Origin of the sequence: Paraburkholderia edwinii, assembly GCF_019428685.1 — a bacterium.
Taxonomy (GTDB): Bacteria; Pseudomonadota; Gammaproteobacteria; order Burkholderiales; family Burkholderiaceae; genus Paraburkholderia; species Paraburkholderia edwinii.
This window is the reverse complement of record NZ_CP080095.1, coordinates 946,928-969,712: the sequence shown is the minus strand read 5'-3', so window position 1 is coordinate 969,712 and position 22,785 is coordinate 946,928. Positions and strand designations below refer to the sequence as shown.

At 63.2% G+C, this 22,785-nt stretch carries 22 protein-coding genes; 9 read left to right on the top strand and 13 right to left on the bottom strand.

From position 1 onward, the window contains the following. Positions 1-43: 43 nt before the first annotated feature. Complete coding sequence (locus tag KZJ38_RS04285; protein WP_219798928.1) at positions 44-892, bottom strand: outer membrane protein assembly factor BamE; 849 nt, start codon at positions 890-892, stop codon at positions 44-46. A gap of 191 nt (positions 893-1,083) precedes the next feature. Between KZJ38_RS04285 and fur the strand changes: the two genes are divergently transcribed. After that, positions 1,084-1,512 carry a ferric iron uptake transcriptional regulator gene (fur, locus tag KZJ38_RS04280; protein ID WP_219798927.1) on the top strand — a complete coding sequence of 143 codons (429 nt, stop codon included), beginning with the start codon at positions 1,084-1,086 and terminating at the stop codon, positions 1,510-1,512. A gap of 93 nt (positions 1,513-1,605) precedes the next feature. On the opposite strand, the gene KZJ38_RS04275 is transcribed toward fur, so the two are convergent. From KZJ38_RS04275 to KZJ38_RS04265, 3 genes are all read right to left on the bottom strand, one after another. Then, positions 1,606-2,094, bottom strand: coding sequence for an ureidoglycolate lyase (locus KZJ38_RS04275; protein ID WP_219798926.1), 489 nt, complete (start codon positions 2,092-2,094; stop codon positions 1,606-1,608). A 100-nt stretch (positions 2,095-2,194) separates the two neighbouring features. Further along, positions 2,195-3,205 carry an allantoicase gene (gene alc, locus KZJ38_RS04270; protein ID WP_219798925.1) on the bottom strand — a complete coding sequence of 337 codons (1,011 nt, stop codon included), beginning with the start codon at positions 3,203-3,205 and terminating at the stop codon, positions 2,195-2,197. 70 nt (positions 3,206-3,275) lie between these two features. Then, positions 3,276-4,604 (bottom strand): C4-dicarboxylate transporter DctA, encoded by a 1,329-nt coding sequence (locus KZJ38_RS04265; RefSeq protein WP_425518320.1) that lies wholly within the window; start codon positions 4,602-4,604, stop codon positions 3,276-3,278. A gap of 254 nt (positions 4,605-4,858) precedes the next feature. Here KZJ38_RS04265 and KZJ38_RS04260 point away from each other — a divergent pair, with 254 nt between their 5' ends. Beyond that, a complete protein-coding gene (locus KZJ38_RS04260) occupies positions 4,859-5,551 on the top strand; it encodes a FadR/GntR family transcriptional regulator (protein WP_219798924.1) in 693 nt (230 codons plus the stop codon). A gap of 91 nt (positions 5,552-5,642) precedes the next feature. Here the strand turns inward: KZJ38_RS04260 and gap are convergent, their stop codons facing one another. Then, positions 5,643-6,653 (bottom strand): type I glyceraldehyde-3-phosphate dehydrogenase, encoded by a 1,011-nt coding sequence (gap, locus tag KZJ38_RS04255; protein WP_219798923.1) that lies wholly within the window; start codon positions 6,651-6,653, stop codon positions 5,643-5,645. 96 nt (positions 6,654-6,749) lie between these two features. Further along, positions 6,750-8,747 carry a transketolase gene (tkt, locus tag KZJ38_RS04250; protein WP_425518345.1) on the bottom strand — a complete coding sequence of 666 codons (1,998 nt, stop codon included), beginning with the start codon at positions 8,745-8,747 and terminating at the stop codon, positions 6,750-6,752. A gap of 375 nt (positions 8,748-9,122) precedes the next feature. Between tkt and speE the strand changes: the two genes are divergently transcribed. The 3 genes from speE to KZJ38_RS04235 all read left to right on the top strand — a co-directional run bounded on the left by speE (position 9,123) and on the right by KZJ38_RS04235 (position 11,332). Continuing rightward, entirely contained in the window at positions 9,123-10,037 is a 915-nt protein-coding gene (gene speE, locus KZJ38_RS04245) for a polyamine aminopropyltransferase (protein ID WP_219798921.1), read from the top strand. 121 nt (positions 10,038-10,158) lie between these two features. Next, positions 10,159-10,572, top strand: coding sequence for a VOC family protein (locus KZJ38_RS04240; RefSeq protein WP_219798920.1), 414 nt, complete (start codon positions 10,159-10,161; stop codon positions 10,570-10,572). A gap of 19 nt (positions 10,573-10,591) precedes the next feature. Further along, positions 10,592-11,332: a 16S rRNA (uracil(1498)-N(3))-methyltransferase gene (locus KZJ38_RS04235; protein WP_219798919.1), complete on the top strand. Its 741-nt coding sequence runs from the start codon at positions 10,592-10,594 to the stop codon at positions 11,330-11,332. Between the two features lie 127 nt (positions 11,333-11,459). Here KZJ38_RS04235 and KZJ38_RS04230 read toward each other — a convergent pair whose 3' ends face one another. The 3 genes from KZJ38_RS04230 to KZJ38_RS04220 form a co-directional block, all read right to left on the bottom strand. Then, positions 11,460-12,026, bottom strand: a complete 567-nt coding sequence (locus KZJ38_RS04230; protein ID WP_219798918.1) for a barstar family protein — start codon at positions 12,024-12,026, stop codon at positions 11,460-11,462. A 16-nt stretch (positions 12,027-12,042) separates the two neighbouring features. After that, a complete protein-coding gene (locus tag KZJ38_RS04225) occupies positions 12,043-12,456 on the bottom strand; it encodes a ribonuclease (protein ID WP_219798917.1) in 414 nt (137 codons plus the stop codon). Between the two features lie 500 nt (positions 12,457-12,956). Further along, positions 12,957-15,251, bottom strand: coding sequence for an NADP-dependent malic enzyme (locus KZJ38_RS04220; protein ID WP_219798916.1), 2,295 nt, complete (start codon positions 15,249-15,251; stop codon positions 12,957-12,959). Between the two features lie 214 nt (positions 15,252-15,465). On the opposite strand from KZJ38_RS04220, the gene thiL reads away from it, so the two are divergent. The 4 genes from thiL to KZJ38_RS04200 all read left to right on the top strand — a co-directional run bounded on the left by thiL (position 15,466) and on the right by KZJ38_RS04200 (position 18,592). After that, positions 15,466-16,512, top strand: coding sequence for a thiamine-phosphate kinase (gene thiL / locus KZJ38_RS04215; RefSeq protein ID WP_219798915.1), 1,047 nt, complete (start codon positions 15,466-15,468; stop codon positions 16,510-16,512). Between the two features lie 223 nt (positions 16,513-16,735). Beyond that, complete coding sequence (locus KZJ38_RS04210) at positions 16,736-17,350, top strand: phosphatidylglycerophosphatase A family protein (protein ID WP_246641634.1); 615 nt, start codon at positions 16,736-16,738, stop codon at positions 17,348-17,350. A gap of 99 nt (positions 17,351-17,449) precedes the next feature. Next, positions 17,450-17,950 (top strand): CinA family protein, encoded by a 501-nt coding sequence (locus KZJ38_RS04205; RefSeq protein ID WP_219798914.1) that lies wholly within the window; start codon positions 17,450-17,452, stop codon positions 17,948-17,950. Between the two features lie 120 nt (positions 17,951-18,070). Beyond that, entirely contained in the window at positions 18,071-18,592 is a 522-nt protein-coding gene (locus KZJ38_RS04200) for a cupin domain-containing protein (RefSeq protein WP_219798913.1), read from the top strand. Between the two features lie 113 nt (positions 18,593-18,705). Here the strand turns inward: KZJ38_RS04200 and pyrF are convergent, their stop codons facing one another. The 4 genes from pyrF to KZJ38_RS04180 all read right to left on the bottom strand — a co-directional run bounded on the left by pyrF (position 18,706) and on the right by KZJ38_RS04180 (position 22,755). Further along, complete coding sequence (pyrF, locus tag KZJ38_RS04195) at positions 18,706-19,521, bottom strand: orotidine-5'-phosphate decarboxylase (protein ID WP_219798912.1); 816 nt, start codon at positions 19,519-19,521, stop codon at positions 18,706-18,708. Positions 19,522-19,726: 205 nt separating this feature from the next. Beyond that, the gene (locus tag KZJ38_RS04190) at positions 19,727-20,818 is read right to left on the bottom strand and encodes an aldose 1-epimerase (RefSeq protein WP_219798911.1); all 1,092 of its coding nucleotides are present in this window, start codon (positions 20,816-20,818) and stop codon (positions 19,727-19,729) included. 219 nt (positions 20,819-21,037) lie between these two features. Further along, on the bottom strand, positions 21,038-21,958 hold the full coding sequence (locus tag KZJ38_RS04185) for an SMP-30/gluconolactonase/LRE family protein (RefSeq protein WP_219798910.1): 921 nt from the start codon (positions 21,956-21,958) through the stop codon (positions 21,038-21,040). After that, entirely contained in the window at positions 21,955-22,755 is an 801-nt protein-coding gene (locus tag KZJ38_RS04180) for an SDR family NAD(P)-dependent oxidoreductase (protein ID WP_219798909.1), read from the bottom strand. The genes KZJ38_RS04185 and KZJ38_RS04180 overlap by 4 nt, the downstream gene beginning before the upstream one ends. Between the last annotated feature and the right edge of the window lie 30 nt (positions 22,756-22,785).

Below are 22,785 nucleotides of genomic sequence, written 5' to 3'. Positions count from 1 at the left end.
GGCGGACCTTGCGAGGCACCGCCCGTTCCCGTCTATCAGACAATCAGGACGCCGGTTGCGACTGCGCCGGCGCCTGCGGAGTGCTGCTCTGCGGACCCGTCGGTCCAACCGGATTGTCCTGCGGCACGCCTTGAATTTGCGGCGGCGGCGGACGCTGGAAGTGGAACTGCGGCTGGCCCGGCGCCGTAGCGTTTTGCGGCACACCGCCGTTCGATTGCGGCGTGCCCGCGCGCACCGACGGCGTCGCGCCCGGCGCCGGCGATGAGGGCACGGCGTTCGTCAACCGGTTCGCGGCTTGCGCGGCCTGTGCGTTCGGGTCCTCAGGCGGCAGATTGCCTGCCTGCGCCGCTTCCGCGGTCGGTGAAAGCGTGGTGTCCGGCGTGGACGGCGCCACCGCCGGCTGCGAACCCGCGGCGACGGCCGCCGATGCGCCGGATGCCGCGGCAGCCGGCGCGCTCGCGCTGCTTGCCGCAATCGCCGTCGCGTGCGTCTTCTTGCCCGCCTTGTCGCCGTCGATATCGGCGAGCAGTTCGAGATTCGACGGCAGATCTTCACCACCCGACCAGCTCGCGACGCGGTCGTTCGCAAAAATCACGACGAAATCGCGCTGCTGGACGATCGCCGTCGAGCCGCGCTTGAAATAGAAGAGGTAGTCCCAGCGGTCCGCGTGGAACATGTCCGTCAACAACGGGGTACCGAGTAACTGACGCACCTGCGCGCGCGACATGCCGACCTGCATTTGTGCCGCCGCCTCTTTCGACACGAAATTGCCCTGCACGACGGTAATGCGGTATGGCGTGATGCTCTGCGCGATTTTCTGCGTCACGCTATCGTATGTGGAACATCCGGCAACCAGCGCTACGGCCGCCGCGGCAAGCAAGGTACTCCGCATGCGGCTCCCCCGGTAGAACAATACAGATTTTGGAATCATTTCCCTCACCGTGCGGGCTCTATTTGCCACGAACAAGCCGTAAAACAAGCCGCTACGAGCCACGTAGGTTTGCAAGTTTCCGTCGAAGATGACCTGAACGGCAAATCCAATTACTATGAGAACCCTGCATTGTACTCTAGGGATCCCTTGCCATGACCAATCCAACCGATCTCAAGAATATCGGGCTCAAGGCGACCCTACCGCGCCTCAAGATTCTCGAGATCTTCCAGCACAGCCCCGTACGCCATCTCACGGCTGAAGACGTGTACCGCAATCTGCTGCACGAAGAACTCGACATCGGCCTTGCGACGGTTTATCGCGTGCTCACACAGTTCGAGCAGGCCGGATTGCTGACGCGCAGCAATTTCGAATCGGGCAAAGCGGTTTTTGAGCTGAACGAAGGGACGCACCACGACCACCTCGTGTGCATCGATTGCGGTCTCGTCGAGGAATTCTTCGACCCTGAAATCGAGAATCGCCAGCAGGCCATCGCGAAGCAGCGCGGTTTCCGGCTCCAGGAGCATGCGCTCGCGCTGTACGGTGCGTGCACGAAGGACAACTGCCCGCATCGCAAGCACTGACGCGGCACACAACAAAAAAGGACCCGTCCGATGAAAGTCGGGCGGGTCTTTTTTCGTCAGGCTAGCGGATGCGATTCGCCACCGTTACATCAGCTAAAGCACGAGGCGCCACGGTTCGGGCAATGTCTGTTCATCGCAATTCGGCCCTTCGCCGCCGCGGTCGATCACGATGAAATCGCTGACGCGATCGAGCGCAAGCAGCGGATGGTGCCAGACGCCTTTCGCATAATTAACGCCTTGCCAGCCTTCCGTCATGAACGCCCGCAAACGCGACGGATCGAGTTCGCCCGCCGGCGCCACCACGATCGCATAACGTACGTCGGTAACCGGCACAAACGCCTGGCTGCCAAGCGGATGCCGTTCCATCATCGATATCTCGATCGGCAATGCGCGCGGCTGCCCGCGAAACACGTTGATCAGCGGCCGGCCGCCGCCCTCGCCGACGTCGACACTTGCGAGGTCGTGATAGCGCTCGGTCGTGCCGCCATTGATCGGATAGTGGCGCGCGCCGTCTAGTTCGATCACATCGCCGAACGGCGCAAACGCTTCGCGCGTCAGACGCTCGATTCGCAGTGTATTCATCGCCGCTGCTCCCGATATCTCATCGCCGGTTAGTCGCTCATTGACTCGCTGGTGAGTCGCTCAATTAGCCGCTCATTTACCCGCTCATTTACCTTCTCATTTACGTTATTTCTCCCCACAGACGCAGCCGCGACACGCCGCCGTCCGGAAAGATATTGAATCGTACATGCGTCACCGGGCCGAGCGCCGCCAGCTCGGCCGCAAACGTATGCACATGATCCATTTGCAGCTTCTGCTCCGGCAACAGCACCGGCCAGAACATCGCCTGCGTGACCAGCGAATCGTCGGTGCCCCCGGTCACCGTTGCGGCCTGCAGTGAACAACGGTCGGGGAAATTACCCTTAAAGTGCGCGGTGTCGACTTCGACCCTGTGAATCGTGCCCGGCCGCGCCAGCGCGACGATCGCCCAGTCGTTACCGGGTTCACGGCGGCGCCGTGTTTCCCAGCCGTCGCCCATGTTCACGCCGCGGCCCGGCATCAGCATCTGCGACGCGGGACCGAAGTGCTGGTTATTCGCGGCGACCAGATACGCACCGTTCTCGATCGCCGCCAGGTCGACCAGCGTGCCGCGCTCGAGGCGCTCCCAATCGCGCTTCGGCTGGCCGTACACGCGCAGTCGCGCAAGGCCGCCGTCAGGGAACAGATTCACACGCAGATGCGTGAAAACCCGCGTGTCGTCGACGTCGACATAGTGATGCTGGTTGCCTTGCAGCGTAGTGGCCGGGACGAGCGTCTGCCAGTCGGCCTGATCGGGCGGCACCTCGGCGTCCGTATAGCATCCCTCGATCGAGGCGGCCGGCGGAAAGTTGCCGGTGAAATGGCTCGTGTCGAGATCGACGCCGTGCACGATACCGGGCCGCGCAAGGCGCAGCACGCAATAGTCGTGGCCGGTCGTGCGCTTGCGGCGCGTCTCCCAGCCGTCCATCCACTTGCCGTGCTCGTCGTACTTACCGGGAATGAACACGGCTGGCTGCGGATCGAGCATCCGCTCCTTCGGCGCAAAGAATTCGTCGCTGGCGAAAAGCGCCTTCGCACCCAGGCGCGGATCGGCGAGATTCATATAGCGGCGCGTGAAGGCGGGGGCGTTGGGGTCGAGAGCAGGTTGGGCCATGATGATTTACTCGATGATCGATCGGTCGATGAGTGCTGCTGAAGCAAGGTTGAAAGCCGTTCGCTACCGCTCACACCGCCGGCGCATGACCGTGGTGCTGCGTCTCCTCGGGCGTTTCGTTCTCAGCGGCGATGTAGCGGTAGCCCGGCGCAAGATTCAGCACCTGACGGGCGCGCGCCTTGTCGATGTCCGACTCCCACACCGCGACGACGACCGTCGCGACACAGTTGCCGATCAGATTCGTCAGCGCCCGCGCGATGCCGACGAACCAGTCGACCGGCAATATCAGCACGAGGCCCAACACCGGAATCGCGGGAATCGCGGACAGCGTCGCCGCGAGAATCACGATTGCCGAGCCCGGAATGCCATGCGCGCCTTTCGACGTCACGAGCGACACGAGCACGACGACGATCAGGTCGTGCATCGACAGCGGCGTATTGGTCGCTTGCGCGATGAAAATCACCGCGAGCGTCAGGTAGATCGAGAAGCCGTCGAGGTTGAACGAGTAACCGGTCGGAATCACGAGGCCGACCGTCGAATCCTTGACGCCCATCCATTCGAGCTTGCGCATGATCTGCGGCAGCACCGCATCCGACGACGCCGTGCCGAGCACGATCGACAGTTCCTCGCGCAAATAGCGGATCAGCTTGAATATGCTCAAGCCGGAGAGCCGCATCACGATGCCCAGCACGACCGCGACGAACACAATGCAGCACACGTAGAACACGATGACCAGCATGCCGAGCTGCTTCAACGACGCGACGCCGTATGTGCCGGTGGTGAATGCGATCGCGCCGAGCACGCCGAGCGGCGCGAGCTTGATGATGAAGCTCATCACGCGGAAAAACACATGCGAAAGCTCTTCGATCAGCCCGTTGACACGCTGCGCACGCTCGCCGAGCAGCGACAGCGCGGAGCCGAACAGCACCGAGAACACGAGGATCTGCAGGATGTCGCCTTTCGCGAACGCGTCGATCGCCGTTTCGGGGATGATCTTCAGCAGGAAGCCCGCGGTGTCTTTCAGGCTCTTCGCGTGATCGGTGTACGTGGCCAGCGACGCCGCGTCGAGCGAATGCAGATCGATATTCATGCCGACACCGGGCCGCGTGACATACGCGAGCACCGCGCCGATCACGAGCGCGATCGTCGTCATCACCTCGAAGTAGACGACCGCCTTCACGCCGACGCGGCCGACTTTCTTCAGATCGCCCGCGTTCGCCATGCCGCTCACCACCACGCAGAACACGATCGGCCCGATCACCATCTTGATCAGCTTGAGGAAGCCGTCCCCGAGCGGCCGCAACGACTGCGCAAAATGCGGAAAGAGCGCGCCGATTACGATGCCCGCGACCAGCGCGATCACCACCCGACCAAACAGCGAATTGAAAAACTTCAACACGGCTTTCTCCCGGTTACGGATTGCTGCGACGAATCGACTTCTGTTCATACTGGTCCGACCAGTACTGTTATGGCGGATAGTAGGAAGCCGATATAGTCGAGTCAAGGAAGTTAGGGACCGTGTTTACCCGTGAATTTCAGGCACTCTTTTTGATCACTCGCCCGTGCACGGCCGTGCGTTTACGCCTCGAGCCGGTGCAGCCGAAGAAATCGCGACTACAATGCTGGTCAGACCACGCTCGAGTCTGCCCAATCATGAAGAACGCTCCGCACACCGTCACCGACGCCGCCATCGCCACGATCCGCGAACGGATCGAAGGCGGCGTTTATCCCGTCGGCAGTTTGCTGCCCGCACAACGTCAGCTTTCCGAAGAGTTATCGATCAGCCGCGCGTCGCTACGCGAAGCGCTGACCACACTCGAGGCACTCGGGCTGCTGGCGATTCGCGCGGGCAAAGGCGTCTACGTGCAAAGCACGAAGGCATCGAGCGCGCACCCGTGGCGTTTCGCCGACCAGACCTCGCTGCCCGACACCTACCAGATGCGCTACGCGCTTGAAGGCTTTGCCGCGCGCATGGCGGCGCTCGCGATCAGCGAGGACGACATCGTCTGGTTCGAGGACAACATCGCCGCCCTGCAAGCGGCGCTGACGGCAAACGAACTCGACGAAGCCGCGCAGCTCGACTTCGAATTTCACATGCGTATCGTGAATATCGCCGGTAATGCGGCGATTGAGACGGTCCTGCGCAGCAGCGCGGACATCATGAAGGAAAGCCAGCGCATGCCGTTCTATCGACGCGAACTGGTGTTATCGACGTATCACGAGCATCGCGCGATTCTCGACGCGCTCAAGGCGCGCGATTCAGCCGCGGCTGGCAACGCGATCGAAACGCACATCGCCAATGCGGCGCAGCGCGCGGGCGTCTATTTTCCGACGCCGCAAAAATAAAAAAGGCTGCCCTAAATAACAGGACAGCCTTCTTCGAGCAACGCGACGCTTTATTCAGCGTACGTTATTCGCGTTCCTTATTTCGCGCTTCTTACTTCGCGTTCGCGAACGCCACCGCCGTATCGAGCATGCGGTTCGAGAAGCCCCACTCGTTGTCGTACCAGCTCGACACCTTCACGAGACGACCCGACACCTTCGTGAGCGTCGCATCGAACGTCGACGAAGCCGGGTTGTGGTTGAAGTCGATCGACACGAGCGGCGCCGTGTTGTAGCCGAGAATGCCCTTCAACGCGCCTTCCGACGCTTCCTTCATGATCGCGTTGACTTCATCGACCGTCGTATCGCGCTTCGCGATAAACGACAGATCGACGATCGACACGTTGATGGTCGGGACGCGAATCGCGTAGCCGTCGAGCTTGCCAGCCAGTTCCGGCAGCACGAGACCGATCGCCGATGCGGCGCCGGTCTTGGTCGGGATCTGGCTGTGCGTCGCCGAGCGCGCGCGGCGCAGATCTTCGTGATAGACGTCGGTCAGCACCTGGTCGTTCGTGTAGGCGTGAATCGTCGTCATCAGGCCGTTTTCGAGGCCGATCTTGTCGCTCAGCGGCTTGACCAGCGGCGCCAGGCAGTTCGTCGTGCACGATGCGTTCGAGATCACCGTGTGCGCGGCCTTCAGCGTGTTGTGATTCACGCCGTAGACGATCGTCGCGTCAACGTCCTTGCCGCCCGGCGCCGAGATAATCACCTTCTTCGCGCCGCCCTTCAGATGCGCGCTCGCCTTTTCCTTCGTCGTGAAAAAGCCCGTGCACTCCATCACGACGTCAACGCCGAGGTCGCCCCACGGCAGTTCAGCCGGGTTGCGGTTCGCGAGCACGCGGATCTTGTCGCCGTTCACGACGAGGTTCTCGCCGTCCACCTTCACTTCGCCCGGGAAGCGACCGTGCGCGGTGTCGTACTGGGTCAGATGCGCGTTGGTGTTGGCATCGCCGAGGTCGTTGATCGCCACGATCTGCAGGTCGTGCTTCTTGCCGTTCTCGTAGAACGCACGCAGCGTGTTCCGGCCAATCCGGCCATAGCCGTTGATTGCGACGCGAATCGTCATTGCTCTCTCCTGGTGACTAAAAAAAATCTGCACGTTGCGGCTGCGGACTGCGCCGCGCGCGCCGCTTCGCTCGCAGCGCGGCGGCGCCCATGCGCGTCAGCCGAGCGCGGCTTTCGCCGTCTCCACTACCTTCTCGACGGTAAAGCCGAAATGCTTGAACAGCGCACCGGCGGGCGCCGACTCGCCGAACGTGTCGATACCGACGACGCCGCCCTCGAGGCCCACATACTTGCGCCAGAACTCGGTCACGCCCGCTTCGATCGCGACGCGCCGCACGCCTGCCGGCAACACGCGCTCGCGATACGCGGCGTCCTGACGGTCGAACACATTAGTGGACGGCATCGACACGACACGCGCCGCGATCCCTTCGCGTGCGAGCGGCTCGACCGCCTTCATCGCGAGTTCCACTTCCGAGCCTGTCGCGATCAGGATTACCTTGCGCGCGGGCACGTCGTCGCTCCAGTCGCGCAGCACGTAGCCGCCCTTCGCGATATTCGCGATCTGCGCATCGGTGCGCTCCGAGAACTGCAGGTTCTGCCGGCTGAAGATCAGGCAGGACGGGCCCTTGTGCTCGATCGACTGCGTCCACGACACCGCCGTTTCAACGGTATCAGCGGGACGCCACACCGTCATATGCGGAATCAGACGCAAGCTCGCGACGTGTTCGACCGACTGGTGCGTCGGACCGTCTTCGCCGAGACCGATCGAATCGTGCGTGAACACGAAAATGCTCGGCGCCTTCATCAGTGCGGCGACGCGCAGCGCGTTGCGGCTGTAGTCGGAGAACGTCAGGAACGTGCCGCCGAATGCCTTATAGCCGCCGTGCACCGTGATGCCGTTCAGCGCGCCGCTCATGCCGAACTCGCGCACGCCATAGTTCACGTGGTTGCCCCACTGGATGCCGCTCGCGCCTTCCTTGCGCGCGCGCACCGCTTTCGACGCCTTCCAGTTCGTGAGGTTCGAGCCCGTCAGGTCGGCCGAGCCGCCGAGCAGTTCCGGCAGCGCCGCGGCCAGACCTTCGATGGTTTGCTGCGAAGCCTTGCGCGTCGCAACCGTTTCCTTGCGCTCGTTCGCGCCGGCGATGATCGCCTGCGCCTTTTGCGCCCAGTCGGTGGGCAGCTTGCCGGACATCCGGCGTTCGAATTCGACGGCTTCCGTCGGATACTTCGCCTTGTAGGCGGCGAAACGCTTGTTCCATTCGCCTTCGACGCTCGCGCCCGATTCCTTCGCATCCCACGCGGCGTAGACGTCCTGCGGAATCACGAACGGCTCCGCGGTCCAGCCGATATTCGCGCGCGTGGCCGCGATTTCGTCGGCGCCGAGCGGCGCACCGTGCGCGTCGTGCGAACCGGCTTTATGCGGCGCGCCTTCGCCGATCACCGTCTTGCAGCAGATCAGCGTCGGCTTGTCCGACTGTTTCGCTTTCCTGATCGCCGCATCGACCGCTTCGACGTCGTCGCCCTTGACGTTCGGAATCACGTTCCAGCCATAAGCTTCGAAACGCTTCGGCGTATCGTCGTGGAACCAGTTGACCACTTCGCCGTCGATCGAAATGCCGTTGTCGTCGTAGAAGCAGATCAGCTTGTTCAGCTTCAGCGTGCCGGCGAACGAACAGGCTTCGTGCGAAATGCCTTCCATCAGACAGCCGTCGCCGAGGAACACATACGTGTGGTGATCGACGATCTTCGCGTCCGGCTTGTTGAATTCTTCCGCCAGCAACGCCTCCGCAAGCGCCATACCGACCGAATTCGCGAGGCCCTGGCCGAGCGGGCCCGTGGTGGTCTCGACGCCCGCGGTCATGCCGTACTCGGGGTGGCCCGGCGTCTTCGAATGCAGTTGACGGAAGTTCTTGAGCTCTTCCATCGGCAGGTCGTAACCGGTCAGATGCAGCAGCGAGTACAGCAGCATCGAGCCGTGCCCGTTCGACAGCACGAAGCGGTCGCGGTCCGCCCAGTGCGGATTCGTCGGGTTATGACGCAGATGGCGCGACCACAGCGCGACGGCGATTTCCGCCATGCCCATCGGCATGCCGGGGTGGCCTGAATTCGCCTTCTGAACAGCATCCATCGCCAGCGCGCGAATCGCGTTGGCCATCTGGGAGGTCGGGGCGGGAGAGGTCGTCATGTGTAGATCCGGAGAACGAGTCCAAAAAGCGAGGCGCGGGCGGAGGGTCCGGAAAGCCTGGCGGCCAGTGAACCTCGGTCAACGCGCTCCAGAGACAACATTGGGCAACTTCATCGGGCAACTTGACTGGCCAACTTCATCGGCCAGATTCAGGAAGCGCCAGCAGGAGACGAAACCAGGCGCCAGTGACGCGGTACGACCAGGCAATCGGATGCGGCTGAAAGCGGAATATTCTAACAGAGGATCGGCTTTGTCCCCCTTGCCGGCGGGGCGTTGCGTGGCTCTTCGGCCTTTATAATCGGCGCATCGCCAACTTGACGCGCCTCACCCGCGCACCGCTGCTCCGTGAGCGTTTCGCTACTGTTCGAGCCCGCGCCCGATGCGGTCTACGGTTTTCCGAATGCGCGCCAGCTCGCGCGCGTCGATTCGCCGCATCAGCGCATCGAGGTGTGGGACACGCCGCAGCTCGGCCGTCTCTTCACGCTCGACGGACAGCCGATGACGTCGGCCGGCGACGAATTCATCTATCACGAATGCATGACGCACCCGGCCGCGCTCGCGCATCCGGCGCCGCGCGCGGCGCTCGTGCTCGGCGGTGGCGATGGCGGCGCGGCAAAACAGTTGCTCAGGTACGCGAGCATCGAGCGGATCGTCGTGGCGGAACTCGACGACGAAGTCGTGCGGCTCACGCGCGAACATCTGCCCGACGTGCACGGCGGCGCATTTGAGGACCCGCGTGTCGAACTCGTGATCGGCGATGCCGCGAAATATGTCGCGCGCTGCGTTGCGCAACATGCGGCACTCGCTCCGGGCGAAATGCCGATGCCGTGCGATCTGTTCGATCTTGTCGTCTTCGACCTGACGCCGCCCGATTCGCCCGCCGCAGGCCTCTACACGCCAGCCTTCTTCGCAGACCTGAAACGCATTCTCGCGCCGCAAGCCGCGCTCTCGCTGCATCTGGGGTCGCCGTACTTTCACGCGGCGCGCGTCACGGCGCTATTGGCGAATTTGCAGCAGGCCTTCGCGATCGTCCGCCCGCTTGCCGCGTACGTGCCGCTCTACGGTTCGCTGTGGATGATGGCCATCGCAAGCGACACGCTCGACCCCGCTTCGCTCGCCGAACCTGAGCTTGCCGCGCGCCTCGTGCAACGCGGTTTGCATGGGCTGCGTTTTTACGATGCGGCACTGCACGCCGCGCTGTTCGCCGCACCGCATGCCGTGCGCGATAAACTAGGCCGATTCTTAAAGCCGTCGCCATGACAGACATGCACAATGCCCGGCTCCATCCGTCGCCGCGATCCGCATCCGGCCCAGCGGCGAAACTTCCGGCAGCCCGGGCACACGGCGACGATCGGACCGCCCCAAGCTTCAGGAGAGCTCGATGACTTCCCCACGCCCAGCCGGAGTGCCGTGGCTCACCCCGTATCTGACGGTCCGCGATGCACGCATGGCGATCGCCTTCTACGAAACCGCACTCGGCTTTCACGTGCGCGACAGCGTGCACGACGACGGCGCCCTGATGCATGTCGAGATGACCTATCAGGATCAGCTGATCGTGATGTTCGCGCCGGAAGGCGCATTCGGCTCGAAGGCGAAGACGCCGAAAAGCGCGAACGCCATCGCACCGCAGTCTTTCTACCTATACGTCGACGACGTCGATGCGGTATTTGCCCGCGCCATGGCCGCCGGCGCGAAATCGTTGAGCGAGCCGCAAGATCAGTTCTGGGGCGACCGCTTCGCGCAAATCGAAGATCCTGACGGCTACCGCTGGGCGCTGGCGCGCCATCTGTCGTAAATCAATGAGAACTTCGCTTATGCCCCGCTTTTTCGTCGGGATCGCGCTGACGTCCGGCGACGTCGTCGCCCTGCCTGATGACGTCAATCGACATGTTCAGGTGTTGCGCCTGCAGCCCGGCGATACGATCACGCTCTTCAACGGAACGGGCGGCGAATACGGCGCGGAAGTCGTCGAAATGGAACGGCGCGGCTCGACGGTGCGCATCGGCGATTTTCGAGATGCCGAAGCGGAACCGCCCTACCACCTGACGCTCGCGCAGGGCATTGCGGGCAGCGACAAGATGGACTGGCTGATCGAGAAGGCGGTGGAACTCGGCGCATCGGCATTCGCGCCGCTCACCACCACGCGCAGTGTCGTGCGCCTCTCCGGCGAACGCGCGCAGCGGCGCCAGGTGCACTGGCAGCGCATCGTGCAGGCGTCGTGCGAGCAATGCGGGCGCAATCGCCTGCCGGAAGTGCTGCCGACGCGCGAACTCGCGACATGGCTCGGCTCGATGCCGAAAGAACCGGAAGACGGCGAGTTGCGGCTCCTGCTGTCGCCGCGCGCGAGCGTCCCGTTTTCGGCGCTGACGCATGAACCGCCGAAACGGCGCGCGTTGGTGCTGATTGGCCCTGAAGGCGGATTTTCGGCCGCGGAAGAAGCGGCAGCAACGAGCCACGGCTTCACCGCCGTAGGGCTCGGTCCGCGTGTATTGCGTACCGAAACGGCAGGAATTGCGGTGTTGTCCGCGCTGGCTGCGCGATGGGGTGGCTGGTAAACCGTTCTACTGCGATTGAGCACCCCGACAGCACAAAGCGAAAAAGGCTCGCCAATCTTTGATCGGCAAGCCTTTTCTTATCTTACGAAGCAATCGCGAGAGCCGGTGCGCCGCGCGCTCGATCCATTCACGCGAACGAGTAAAACACCCTGAACGCGACCTTGCGCTCGGCCCAGAACTCCGCCGCCTCGCGGAACACGTCGAGCAGCGTCTCGCGCGCTTCCTTATCGAACTTCGTCGCGACCGGCAGCGCCTCGAGCACGATCACAAAGCCCGGTTGCGTTCCGGCCTTCGCGACAAGATCGGTCAGGCAGTCGTACAAGGCGTCGTAATTCTTGCCGAAATGCTTCGGAAACAGGAAGGACGTCGCAATGGTTTCCATCACCTCCTGTTTGCTCTGCGCATTGCCGCAGCAGGCAAACAGAAAATGCTGGCCGAGCTTCTGTGCTTCGTCGGCCAGATCCTGGACGCGGAAGGCGCGAATCGACTGTACGATATTCGGTCGTACGGTCGCAAAAAGACTCATGGAATCCTCGTTCGATGAATGCGCCGTACCGGCTTCGGGCCCGACCGGGCCGCCCTGACCTTCTCCGGCCTCGCGCATCTGCATGACGCGCTGGAAAAGATTGCCGTTACCGGGTGCAAAAAGATCCCTCGCGACTTTGCGGTCGTGCGCGTAAATGTTGTCGCTCATGCCGTATGTCCCGATGTCATTCAATGATGCGATTAAAACTGGCGTAGTGATCGTCGCTGTAAAAACAGTTGTCGGTTCGCCTTAGCGGACCACCGCAGACGATGCGACGCGCTCCGCGGTTATGCGCGCGCGGCGTGGGAACGGTGTATTCGTGGTAATAGCCCCGCTGGCGCGGTGGCAGCAACCGCTCGCGATTGCCGAATACGACGCCATCCTTCTCATACGGGTAAGGCCCGCCCGCTGCAATCAAGTTCAACGTTTTGACTGCTTCCGGCGGCAACTGCGCTACCGCGACGGTGTCAGTGCTGCCCGGTACGGTGACGTCGCGGCCGAAGGCCACAGACGCGGCGCCGGGCGCAAAACCGCTGCACAGACCGCCGACCGACAGGACGGCGACCAGCACGCCGTTGCGAAGCCACCTGCGTGCCATGAATCAGGGTTCCCGCTGTTAGATCACGAGTTTGACGACCATGAAAGTCGTAAGGGTATCGCTAATGGACCCCGGAAGCAACGCTCGTTCGGAAAATGAAAGGTTTTAGACGAAGCGGCCCGCGAGCAGAAATGAACCTTGCATCTCGCCCATTCGTCGCGCATTCCGCCCTGTGCGCCTTTCTTGACAACTCTTTACAGCGGGACTTATCTCGAACAAGATAAAATTCAACCAAGGCGAGATGCGGGGCAGTACCTCATGCCTCCTTGCCCCCGGCGATCCGCAAAACGGAATGCCAGCATCCGGCCTTTTTTGGGTGAATCGATCCCCTGCTCACCCTAGGCGTGCCCGTTGCGGGCACGCCCTTTTTTGCGGGTGGAGGTGAGATGAGGCCGGCGGTGCGGCCTCGGGTGACGACCCGGCGATGCTCACAGTCGAATGACGCTCAGCTGACGCCGGTGACGGTGACCGTCAGCACCTGGCGGCATAACGCGCTTGATTTAACGCGTGGCGTTCACATCCGCCACGAGCAGCGCCGTCATATTGACGATCCGGCGCACCGTCGCCGACGCGGTCAGCACATGCACGGGCTGCGCGGCGCCGAGCAGAATCGGACCGATCGCAATGTTATTGCCCGCCGCCGTCTTCAGCAGGTTGTACGAAATGTTCGCCGCATCGATGTTCGGCAGCACGAGCAGGTTCGCATCGCCTTCGAGCGTCGATTCCGGCAGGATCTCGCGGCGCAGGTTCGCGTCGAGCGCGACGTCGCCGTGCATCTCGCCATCCACTTGCAGGTCGGGCGCATGCTCCTTCAGCATCGCGAGCACCTCGCGCATTTTCTGCGCGGACGGCGCATGGCTCGTGCCGAAGTTCGAATGCGACAGGAGCGCCACCTTCGGCTCGATGCCGAAGCGCCGCACTTCCTCGGCCGCCATCACCGTGATCTCGCACAGCTGCGCCGGCGTCGGATCGACGTTCACGTGCGTATCGACGAGGAAGATCTGCCGGTTCGGCAGCACGAGCGCGTTCATCGCTGCATAGACGCTCGCGTTTTCCTTCTTGCCGATCACCTGATCGATAAAGTGCAGATGACGATGCGTCGTGCTGATCGTGCCGCAGATCATGCCGTCCGCCTCGCCCTTCTTCACCAGCATCGAACCGATCAGCGTCGTGCGGCGGCGCATTTCGAGCTTCGCCATCTGCTCGCTGATGCCCTTGCGCGCCATCATCTTCGCGTACGTCTGCCAGAAGTCGCGATAGCGCTCGTCGTGGTCCGTATTGACGATCGTGTAGTCCTGGCCCGCCACGAGACGCAGACCATAACGCGCAATGCGCTGCTCGATCACGGCCGGGCGGCCGATCAGAATCGGCTTCGCGAGCTTTTCGTCGACGACGATCTGCACCGCGCGCAGCACGCGCTCTTCCTCGCCCTCGGCGAACACGATGCGCTTCTTCCCCGCGTCGACGCTGCGCGCAAGCTGGAAGATCGGCTTCATCGTCGTGCCGCTGTGATAGACGAACTGCTGCAGATGCTGTTCGTACGCGTCCATGTCCTCGATCGGACGCGTCGCGACGCCCGATTCCATCGCCGCCTTCGCGACAGCCGGCGCGACCTTCACGATCAGGCGCGGATCGAACGGCTTCGGAATCAGGTACTCGGGCCCGAACGACAGGTCCTGAATGCCGTACGCAGTCGCGACGATATCGCTCTGCTCCTGGCGCGCGAGTTCGGCAATCGCGTTGACCGCGGCGATTTCCATCTCACGTGTGATGGTCGTTGCACCGACATCGAGTGCACCGCGGAAAATAAACGGGAAGCACAGAACGTTGTTGACCTGGTTCGGATAGTCGGTGCGGCCCGTTGCAATCACCGCATCGGGGCGCAGTTCGCGCGCGACTTCCGGCAGGATTTCCGGCGTCGGGTTCGCAAGCGCCAGGATGAGCGGCTTGTCGCCCATCTGCTTGACCATTTCGGGCTTCAGCACACCCGCAGCCGACAGGCCGAGGAACACGTCTGCACCGGCGATCACTTCGGAAAGCGTGCGCGCGTTGGTTTCGCGTGCGAAGCGTTCCTTGTCCGGATCCATCAGCTCGGTGCGGCCCTTGTAGACGACGCCCGCGAGGTCCGTCACGGTGATGTTTTCGAGCTGCAGCCCGAGGTCGACGAGCAGGTCGAGACACGCGAGCGCGGCCGCGCCGGCGCCCGATGCAACAAGCGTCACTTCGCGAATATTCTTGCCGACCACTTTCAGGCCGTTAAGGATCGCCGCCGCCACCACGATCGCCGTGCCGTGCTGGTCATCGTGGAAGACCGGAATCTTCATGCGCTTGCGCGCTTCGCGCTCGACGATAAAGCAGTCGGGCGCCTTGATGTCTTCGAGGTTGATGCCGCCAAAAGTCGGCTCGAGCGCGGCGATCACATCGACGAGCTTGTGCGGGTCCGACTCGTTGAGCTCGATGTCGAACACGTCGATGCCGGCAAACTTTTTGAAGAGTGCCGCCTTGCCTTCCATGACCGGCTTCGATGCGAGCGGTCCGATGTTGCCGAGACCGAGCACCGCGGTACCGTTCGTGACCACGCCGACCAGGTTGCTGCGCGCGGTGAAGCGCGCCGCATTAAGCGGATTCTCAACGATCGCTTCGCACGCGAACGCGACACCCGGCGAATAGGCAAGCGCCAGATCGCGCTGGTTGATCATCTGCTTCGTGGGCGTGACTGCGATCTTTCCCGGGGTCGGGAATTCATGATAGTCGAGCGCGGCTTCACGGAGTTTGCTATTGGCGGGAGTCGACATAAGCGAGCCTGAATTGGCGGATTAGAATAGAAGTTCGACGGCATTGTAGCGCCAATCCCACAATACGAGCCTTTCAATCCGGGAACAATAGCTACCGCTCAAACCGTGCTAAAACCCGCATTTGGGCTGATCGCGCCGCAACATTCAGAAGTGTGTTGTGATCCTGAATGCAATGCGCGGCTTCAGTCGCTAACCGTACTCCGGACTTTACCGCATGCTTTCCGAGTTCTCGCTGATCGACCGCTTCTTCGCGCGCCGTGCGGCGCGTACACGTCCGCCCTCAAGCGCGACAGGCGGCGCCGCGTCGAGCACGAACACCGCGCTGCGTGAAGGCGCGATCGCGCTCGGCATTGGTGATGATTGCGCGCTGATCGCGCCGCCCGCCGGCGAAATGATGGCGATATCGACTGACATGCTTGTCGAAGGACGGCATTTTTTCGCGGACATCGATCCGCGCGCGCTCGGTCACAAGGCGCTCGCGGTGAACCTGTCGGATCTCGCCGCGATGGGCGCGAAACCGCAGGCGTTCACGCTTGCTTTCTCGCTGCCGCGCGCCGACGAAGCATGGCTGGCCGCGTTCAGCGAGGGCCTCTTCGATATCGCCGAGCGCTTTAACTGCGAACTGATCGGCGGCGATACGACGAGTGGCCCGCTCAATCTGTGCATCACCGTGTTCGGCTCCGTGCCGGCTCATGTTGCACTGCGTCGAGATGCCGCTCGCGCCGGCGACGACATCTGGGTATCGGGCACGCTCGGCGATGCGCGCGCGGGGCTCGGCGTCGCACGCAACGAATGGCAGGCGAACGCAAGCGACGCCGCGCACTTTCGTCACGCACTCGAGCGTCCTGAGCCGCGTATCGAACTCGGCCTCGCATTGCGCGGCCTTGCTTACGCGGCGCTTGATATTTCAGACGGACTGGCGGGCGATCTCATGCATATCCTTGAACGCTCGCAGATGAACGCGACAGTCGATGCGGACGCGTTGCCTCGCTCAGAGCAATTGAGCCGATTGCCGGCTGACGTGCAGCGCCGCTGCACGGTTGCGGGCGGCGACGATTACGAGTTGTGCTTCACCGCGCCCGTCGCCGCGCGCGCTTCAATTGAAAAAGTCAGTGACAACGCAGGCGTACGCGCGACTCGCATCGGTACAATAATCGCTCCCGACTCGGCCGCCGCCACGCCTACGATTGCGTGGCACGATGCAACGGGCGCGCCGCTTACATTGACGTTGCAAGGCTTCGATCATTTTCATGCAGACTGAACCTTCGTTCGGTTCCGCGAGTGGACCCATGACAGGTGAACCGGCAGCCAGCAAACCTGTGGCTGACACTGCGGTGGCCGGCACTCCGGTGGCCGGCACTCCGGTGGACGGCAACCCAGCAACCGGAGCTCCGGCAGCCGGCGCTCGCGCGCACAGTGGTTCCGCAACCGACGGCCGACCCAGCGATGAGCCGGCGGCTACGCGCGCTACGACGCCCGAAGCATTGACATCGAACGCGTCCGCATCGGGCGCTTCGGACACGAACCGCCCGGCAACCAACAACCCGACAGCCACCGGCGCGGACACGCGACGCGATGCAAACGGCGTCGACAATCGCGGTCCGCGCAAGCCGGGCCCGCGCCGCGCGACGGCCCGCTTTATGTTGTCGCACCCGTGCCATCTGATTTCGCTCGGCTTCGGCAGCGGTCTGTCGCCGATCGTACCGGGCACGATCGGCACGCTCTTCGCGTGGGCATCGTTCGCGCTGTTCGCCGACCGGCTTACGGTGATCGAATGGGGCATTCTCGTTATCGCGGGTTTCTTCGGCGGAATAGCGGTCTGCGCTTTTACCGCGAACCGTCTCGGCATCGAAGATCCCTCGCCGATCGTGTGGGACGAGATCGTCGCGTTCTGGCTCGTGCTGCTGCTGGTCACGCCGGTGTCGTTCACCGGGCAACTGTGGGCATTCGTGCTGTTCCGTTTCTTCGATATGGTGAAACCGCCGCCGATCGGTTACTTCGACCGCAGACTGAAAGGCGGTTTCGGCATCATGTTTGATGATCTCGTCGCCGCGTTTTTCACGTTGCTCGTGATTGCGTTGTGGCGAATGGCGGTCTGACCGGCGCGCCTTCATCAGACCGATCGAATTGGAAACCGAGCGGAATACCGAGCGGAAGCCTGCGCGGAATACCGAGCGCAAACCTGAACGGGATACAGCATGCCTACCGATACCGTCGTTCACCAACTCGCGATCCGCGTCGGCAACCGCCTGCGCGATGAGCGTCTGATGCTCGCAACCGCCGAGTCGTGCACGGGGGGCATGGTCGCCACCGCGATCACCGATATTTCGGGCAGCAGCGGGTGGTTCGAGCGCGGCTTCGTCACGTACTCGAATCAGGCGAAGAGCGAAATGATCGGTGTACCCGCCGACATGATCGAGAAGCACGGCGCAGTCAGCGAACCCGTCGCGCGCGCGATGGCGGAAGGCGCGTTGCGCAACAGCCGCGCACAGGTGTCGCTGGCGATTACCGGCGTTGCGGGGCCGGGCGGCGGCACGGAAACGAAGCCGGTCGGCATGGTCTCGTTCGGCTGGAGCAACCGGCTGCATACCGTTGTGGAAACACTCGTGTTCAAGGGCGATCGCGAGCGAATTCGTGTGCAGGCCGCCGAGCACGCATTGCGCGGGATGCTTAAATTGCTGGATGAAAGGGAGCGCTGAGGCGTTTTGTTGGGTGAAGCTTCATCCTTCAATGTCCGTTGCGCACGTTACCGGCACATCACGGCCAACGCCCTGCCAGACGCGAGCTGAACGCGGACTAAACCCGAACCATCGCCGACCATGCCCACAAACGCCCATTCGAAAGACGAACTGATCCGCCACTTCGACTTGCAGCCGCACCCGGAAGGCGGCTACTACCGCGAGACGTATCGCGCGGCGCAGACTATCCATCGCAAGGAAAACGCAAACGAACCGCGCTCCGCGTCGACGGCGATCTATTACATGCTATGTGACGGTGCGTATTCGCGCTGGCACCGGTTGAAGTCCGATGAACTCTGGCACTTCTATGCGGGCGATCCGCTCCTCGTGCGCGTGCTCGACCGACAGGGAAAGCTCACGACGCATCGGCTCGGCAACGCGCTCACGCATCCGGATACCGTGTTTCAGGCAACCGTGCTGGGAGGCGACTGGTTCGCCGCCGAGTGTGAAGATCCGGCGAGCTTCGCCGTGGTCGGCTGCACGGTCGCGCCGGGGTTCGAATTCAGCGAATTCGAAGTGGCCGACGTCGCACAATTGCAGGCGCAGTTTCCCGCGCATCGCGATTTGATTGCGCGGCTGGGGCCGGTGGAAGGCGGGGCGTAAGGCGCCGCCGCGCGGCGGAAATTCAGGCGGCGCGCGCCGCGTTAAGCGCGATCTGTTTCAGGCGCCTTGGCACGGTCGCACAATCGGAAAGCGAGCCCTCTTCGCGTATCGGATCAGCGATACGCGTTGATCGAATCCCGCGTCTTCTGCGCGGCCGCAGCCGCCGCTTCCGCATAATCGTCGCCTTTGCCCGCGTAAATAATCGCGCGCGACGAGTTGATCAGCATGCCCGTACCCGCCGCGGTGCGCCCCGCGCGCACCGTCGCTTCGACGTCGCCACCTTGCGCGCCGATGCCCGGAATCAGCAGCGGCATGTCGCCGACGAGCCCGCGCACCACTTCGATTTCCTTCGGGAACGTCGCGCCGACCACGAGGCCCAATTGGCCGTTCGCGTTCCATTTCTCCGCCGCGAGCTGCGCGACCGTCTGATAAAGCGGCCGTCCGCCGGCGTCGAGAAACTGCAGATCGGAGCCGCCCGGATTCGAGGTCCGGCACAGCACGATCACGCCCTTGCCCTTGTGCTCGAGATACGGCTCGAGCGAATCGAAGCCCATATACGGGTTCACGGTCACCGCATCCGCGCGGTAGCGGTCGAACGCCTCGCGCGCATATTGCTCGGCCGTGCTGCCGATATCGCCACGCTTCGCGTCGAGAATCACCGGCAATTCAGGGTGCTTCAGATGAATATGCGCGATCAGCTGCTCGAGCTGATCTTCCGCGCGATGCGCGGCGAAATACGCGATCTGCGGCTTGAATGCGCAGGCATACGGCGCCGTCGCATCGACGATCTTGCGGCAGAAATCGAAGATCGCATCGGACCGGTTCGCGAGCGCGCCGGGGAACTTCGCCGGCTCCGGATCGAGCCCGACACACAGCAGCGAGTTCGTGTTTTGCCAGGCGAGATTGAGCGTCTGAATGAAGGAGGTCATGGTAGAGCCCGGGTGGAACAAGTGAAACCCGCGCGCGGGCATCGAATGCAGGAAAGGCGCGTATTTTACTCGCGCGCATTTAGACACGTCTAATGCGCGGGCTCGCGGTGAGCTTCACGAGGGCGCGCGCAAGACACGACACACGCGCATCACACGCGCATCACGACAAGCACGCGGGACAAGCGCGCGCCGCCCCGCATAAACCTCACTGCCGCCGTGCGCCCCTACCACCCGCCACCGCACGCAGCCCGACGTGTTCGACCGTAAACCGGAATGTCCGCGACAGCCGCTCGCCGCGCGCAAGCATCGTCATCCCATGCTCGGCCGCACCGCCCGGCAGGTTCATCGCGTTGATCGGGTGATCGACGGGCTCGAAGCAGAAGAAGTCCTCGCCAGGCGGCGTGTAAAGCACGTAGTAATCGGTGCCCGACGACACCGTCAATGACAATCTCCGCTTCGGCCACACCACGGTCGCGTGCCCGCTCCAGTCGGTGAACGCGTGATTGACCATCGTGCGCGGCAACGGATACGCCACGCCGAACTGCCATGCGGGCGGCACCGGCACCTGGCGCACCGGCAGCCAGTCGTCGCCGGAAAGCCAGAGGCCCGCGGCCGCGGCCGACAGCTGCGTATCGTCGTCGCGGACCAGAAACGGATGCACGCCGAGACCGAACGGCAGCGTATCGCGCCCGACGTTCTCGATATCAAGCGTGATCACGAGCGTCGGGCCATCGAGCGTATAGCTTTGCGCGGCGCGATATGCATACGGCTTGCCGTCGCTGCGATCGAGCGTGAGCCGCACGCTTTCCTGACCCATCTCGGCCACGTGCCACGACGCGAGCCAGCCGTCGCCATGAATCGGCAGCGCTTCGCCGGTGCGATTGCACGGCACGTCGACTGTCCGGCCACCGACCGTGAAACGCCCGCCGCCGATCCGGTTCGAATACGGCAGCAGCGAATAGCACGCGAGTTCGTTCGCATCGGTATGCGGGCTCACGTGACGGCAGCGCCGGAACACCGGCACCAGATTGCCTTCGCTGCGCCAGTCGAAGCGCGTGAGGCCGCCGCCGAGATGCGGCGCGACATCGATACGCAAGTACGCATTGGCGAGCGTGACGTTGTCGATTTCGCCGGCATTCGACGCGCCGATCGCAACCGCCGACGTGCTCGGCCCGGCCAGTACCGGATGCGTCGCCGCCTGCAGCCGCGCGCGACGCGTTTCAGTGGGAGAAGCGGAAGAAGACGAGGACGACGAAGAGGACGAAGAAGACGGGACAGCAGTATTCGCGACAGTCATGTCAAAGCTCCCTTCGAGAGGCATCGAATGTCGCCGTCAGGGACGGCGGCTTATGCGGGCTGCGCGAATAACGGCAGCCTCTTTGGTCTGTGCTGCATGCTGCGAATTGCCCTGCTTCAAGCGGAGAAAGCGGAAACGGATAAGCGAAAGCCCAAGCACTAACAGCACCGGAGAAAAACCCGGAACCAGCAGAACTGTAGATCACACCGCAGCGCGACTCTAGCGTGGGATACCCTCGAACACCGGCTCCGGCAAACCGCGCCGCGCCGGCGTCGCGATAAACACGCCGCCTGCAAGCGGATTCTCGCGCAGTGCATCGGCATCGAGACCGACACGCGCGCTCGTCACATAGAGCGTCGCAAGCCGCGCACCGCCGAGCGCCACGCAACTGGGCTGCGCGGTCGGCACCGTCACGCGTTCCGTTTCGACGCCGTTCGCATCGTAGCGCACGACACGAGCACCGCCCCAATGCGCGTTCCACAAGCCGCCTTCGGCGTCGACAGTCGAACCGTCGGGTTCACCCGTCGCATCGGTAAGCCGCACGAACAGGCGCTCATTCGACACGCGTCCGTCCGCGCCATAATCGCACGCCCGAATTTCGCGGGTCGGCGAGTCGCAAAAATACATCGTCGCGCCGTCGGGACTGAAGGCGATGCTGTTCGAAATCGCCGGCGCCGGCAACGGCAGCCTTTCAAGTGAAAGGTCGCGATTGAGCCGGTAGAAGCCGCCGACCGGTTGCGCCGGTGCGCTTTCATCTTTGGTGCCGAACACGAAGCGCCCCTGGCGATCGCACCGGCCATCGTTGACACGTGTATTCAAGCCCGCTTCGACCTCGACGATCGTCTCGATCGCGCCGGTCGCCAGATCGAAGAACGCAAGACGCGACGCGAGCCCGAGCAGCAGATAGTGCGGATCGGCGCACAGCGCGAAGGTGGCAAGCCGCTCCGGCATCGACCACGACGTGCTGCTCGCATCACGCGGATCGTAGCGCCACAAGCGCGCGCCTTCGATGTCGACCCAATAGAAGCGGTTGCTGCGCGAGCACCACGTCGCGCCTTCACCGAGCGCGCATTTCGCGTCGATCGCGAGCGCCGCACGCTGTTCCTGTGTTTTTGCCTGCACCCCTGCCTCCCCGTTCATGCCCACCCTCCGTCGACAATCATGTCCTGCGCGGTAATCATCCGGCTATCGTCGGCGGCCAGAAACAGCGCCATGCGCGCGAGATCGTCCGGCATCAGCTCGGCGTCGATGCACTGCCCTTCCTTGATCGCGCGGCGGGCCGCGTCGTCGACCCACAGGCGTTTCTGTTTTTCCGTCATCACCCAGCCCGGCACCAGCGAATTGACGCGAATATTGAACGGCCCGAGATCGCGCGCCAGGCCGCGCGTCAGCCCTTGAACCGCCGACTTCGCCATCAGGTAGACCGGCAGGTTGCCGGTCTTCAGCATCCAGCTGATCGAGCCGAGATTGATGATCGAGCCGCCGCCGGCCGCTTTCATATCGTCGACCACCGCTTGCGCAGCGAAGAACTGATGCCGCACGTTCACCGCGATACCAGCGTCGAACGACTCGGTCGTCACGTCCTCGATCTTGTGGCGCTTGTCGTTCGCCGCATTGTTGACGAGCACCGCGATCGGCCCGAGCGCCGCGCGCACGTCGGCAATCGCCTTCTGCAGCGCGTCGATATCGGCCAGGTCGCAGCGCGCGAACAGCGGTTTATGCCGCGAATCGCCGAGTTCGTCGGCCAGCGCATCGCCGGCCGTTTCGTCGATATCGAAGAACGCGACGCGCGCGCCCTGCGCGGCAAAATTCTCGACGAAGCTCGCGCCGATGCCGGTCGCGCCGCCCGTGATCAGCACCGTGCGGTCCGTGAGGCTCGGATAGCGCGCATAGGCATCGGCGGCATGCCGTGCGCTTGCGTTAGCCGGAGATGACATGGTTCGCTTCCCCTAAAGGTCGATCACAGG

Bases quoted from the DNA above. Each gene is read 5' to 3' on its own strand.
- KZJ38_RS04260 (WP_219798924.1), top strand. From the start codon at position 4,859: ATGAAGAACGCTCCGCACACCGTCACCGACGCCGCCATCGCCACGATC.
- KZJ38_RS04180 (WP_219798909.1), bottom strand. From the start codon at position 22,755: ATGTCATCTCCGGCTAACGCAAGCGCACGGCATGCCGCCGATGCCTAT.
- alc (WP_219798925.1), bottom strand. From the start codon at position 3,205: ATGGCCCAACCTGCTCTCGACCCCAACGCCCCCGCCTTCACGCGCCGC.
- thiL (WP_219798915.1), top strand. From the start codon at position 15,466: ATGCTTTCCGAGTTCTCGCTGATCGACCGCTTCTTCGCGCGCCGTGCG.
- KZJ38_RS04235 (WP_219798919.1), top strand. From the start codon at position 10,592: ATGCCCCGCTTTTTCGTCGGGATCGCGCTGACGTCCGGCGACGTCGTC.
- KZJ38_RS04185 (WP_219798910.1), bottom strand. From the start codon at position 21,958: ATGAACGGGGAGGCAGGGGTGCAGGCAAAAACACAGGAACAGCGTGCG.
- KZJ38_RS04205 (WP_219798914.1), top strand. From the start codon at position 17,450: ATGCCTACCGATACCGTCGTTCACCAACTCGCGATCCGCGTCGGCAAC.
- KZJ38_RS04230 (WP_219798918.1), bottom strand. From the start codon at position 12,026: ATGAGCGACAACATTTACGCGCACGACCGCAAAGTCGCGAGGGATCTT.
- KZJ38_RS04225 (WP_219798917.1), bottom strand. From the start codon at position 12,456: ATGGCACGCAGGTGGCTTCGCAACGGCGTGCTGGTCGCCGTCCTGTCG.
- fur (WP_219798927.1), top strand. From the start codon at position 1,084: ATGACCAATCCAACCGATCTCAAGAATATCGGGCTCAAGGCGACCCTA.
- KZJ38_RS04190 (WP_219798911.1), bottom strand. From the start codon at position 20,818: ATGACTGTCGCGAATACTGCTGTCCCGTCTTCTTCGTCCTCTTCGTCG.
- KZJ38_RS04200 (WP_219798913.1), top strand. From the start codon at position 18,071: ATGCCCACAAACGCCCATTCGAAAGACGAACTGATCCGCCACTTCGAC.
- tkt (WP_425518345.1), bottom strand. From the start codon at position 8,747: ATGGCCAACGCGATTCGCGCGCTGGCGATGGATGCTGTTCAGAAGGCG.
- pyrF (WP_219798912.1), bottom strand. From the start codon at position 19,521: ATGACCTCCTTCATTCAGACGCTCAATCTCGCCTGGCAAAACACGAAC.
- KZJ38_RS04220 (WP_219798916.1), bottom strand. From the start codon at position 15,251: ATGTCGACTCCCGCCAATAGCAAACTCCGTGAAGCCGCGCTCGACTAT.
- KZJ38_RS04240 (WP_219798920.1), top strand. From the start codon at position 10,159: ATGACTTCCCCACGCCCAGCCGGAGTGCCGTGGCTCACCCCGTATCTG.
- gap (WP_219798923.1), bottom strand. From the start codon at position 6,653: ATGACGATTCGCGTCGCAATCAACGGCTATGGCCGGATTGGCCGGAAC.
- KZJ38_RS04275 (WP_219798926.1), bottom strand. From the start codon at position 2,094: ATGAATACACTGCGAATCGAGCGTCTGACGCGCGAAGCGTTTGCGCCG.
- KZJ38_RS04285 (WP_219798928.1), bottom strand. From the start codon at position 892: ATGCGGAGTACCTTGCTTGCCGCGGCGGCCGTAGCGCTGGTTGCCGGA.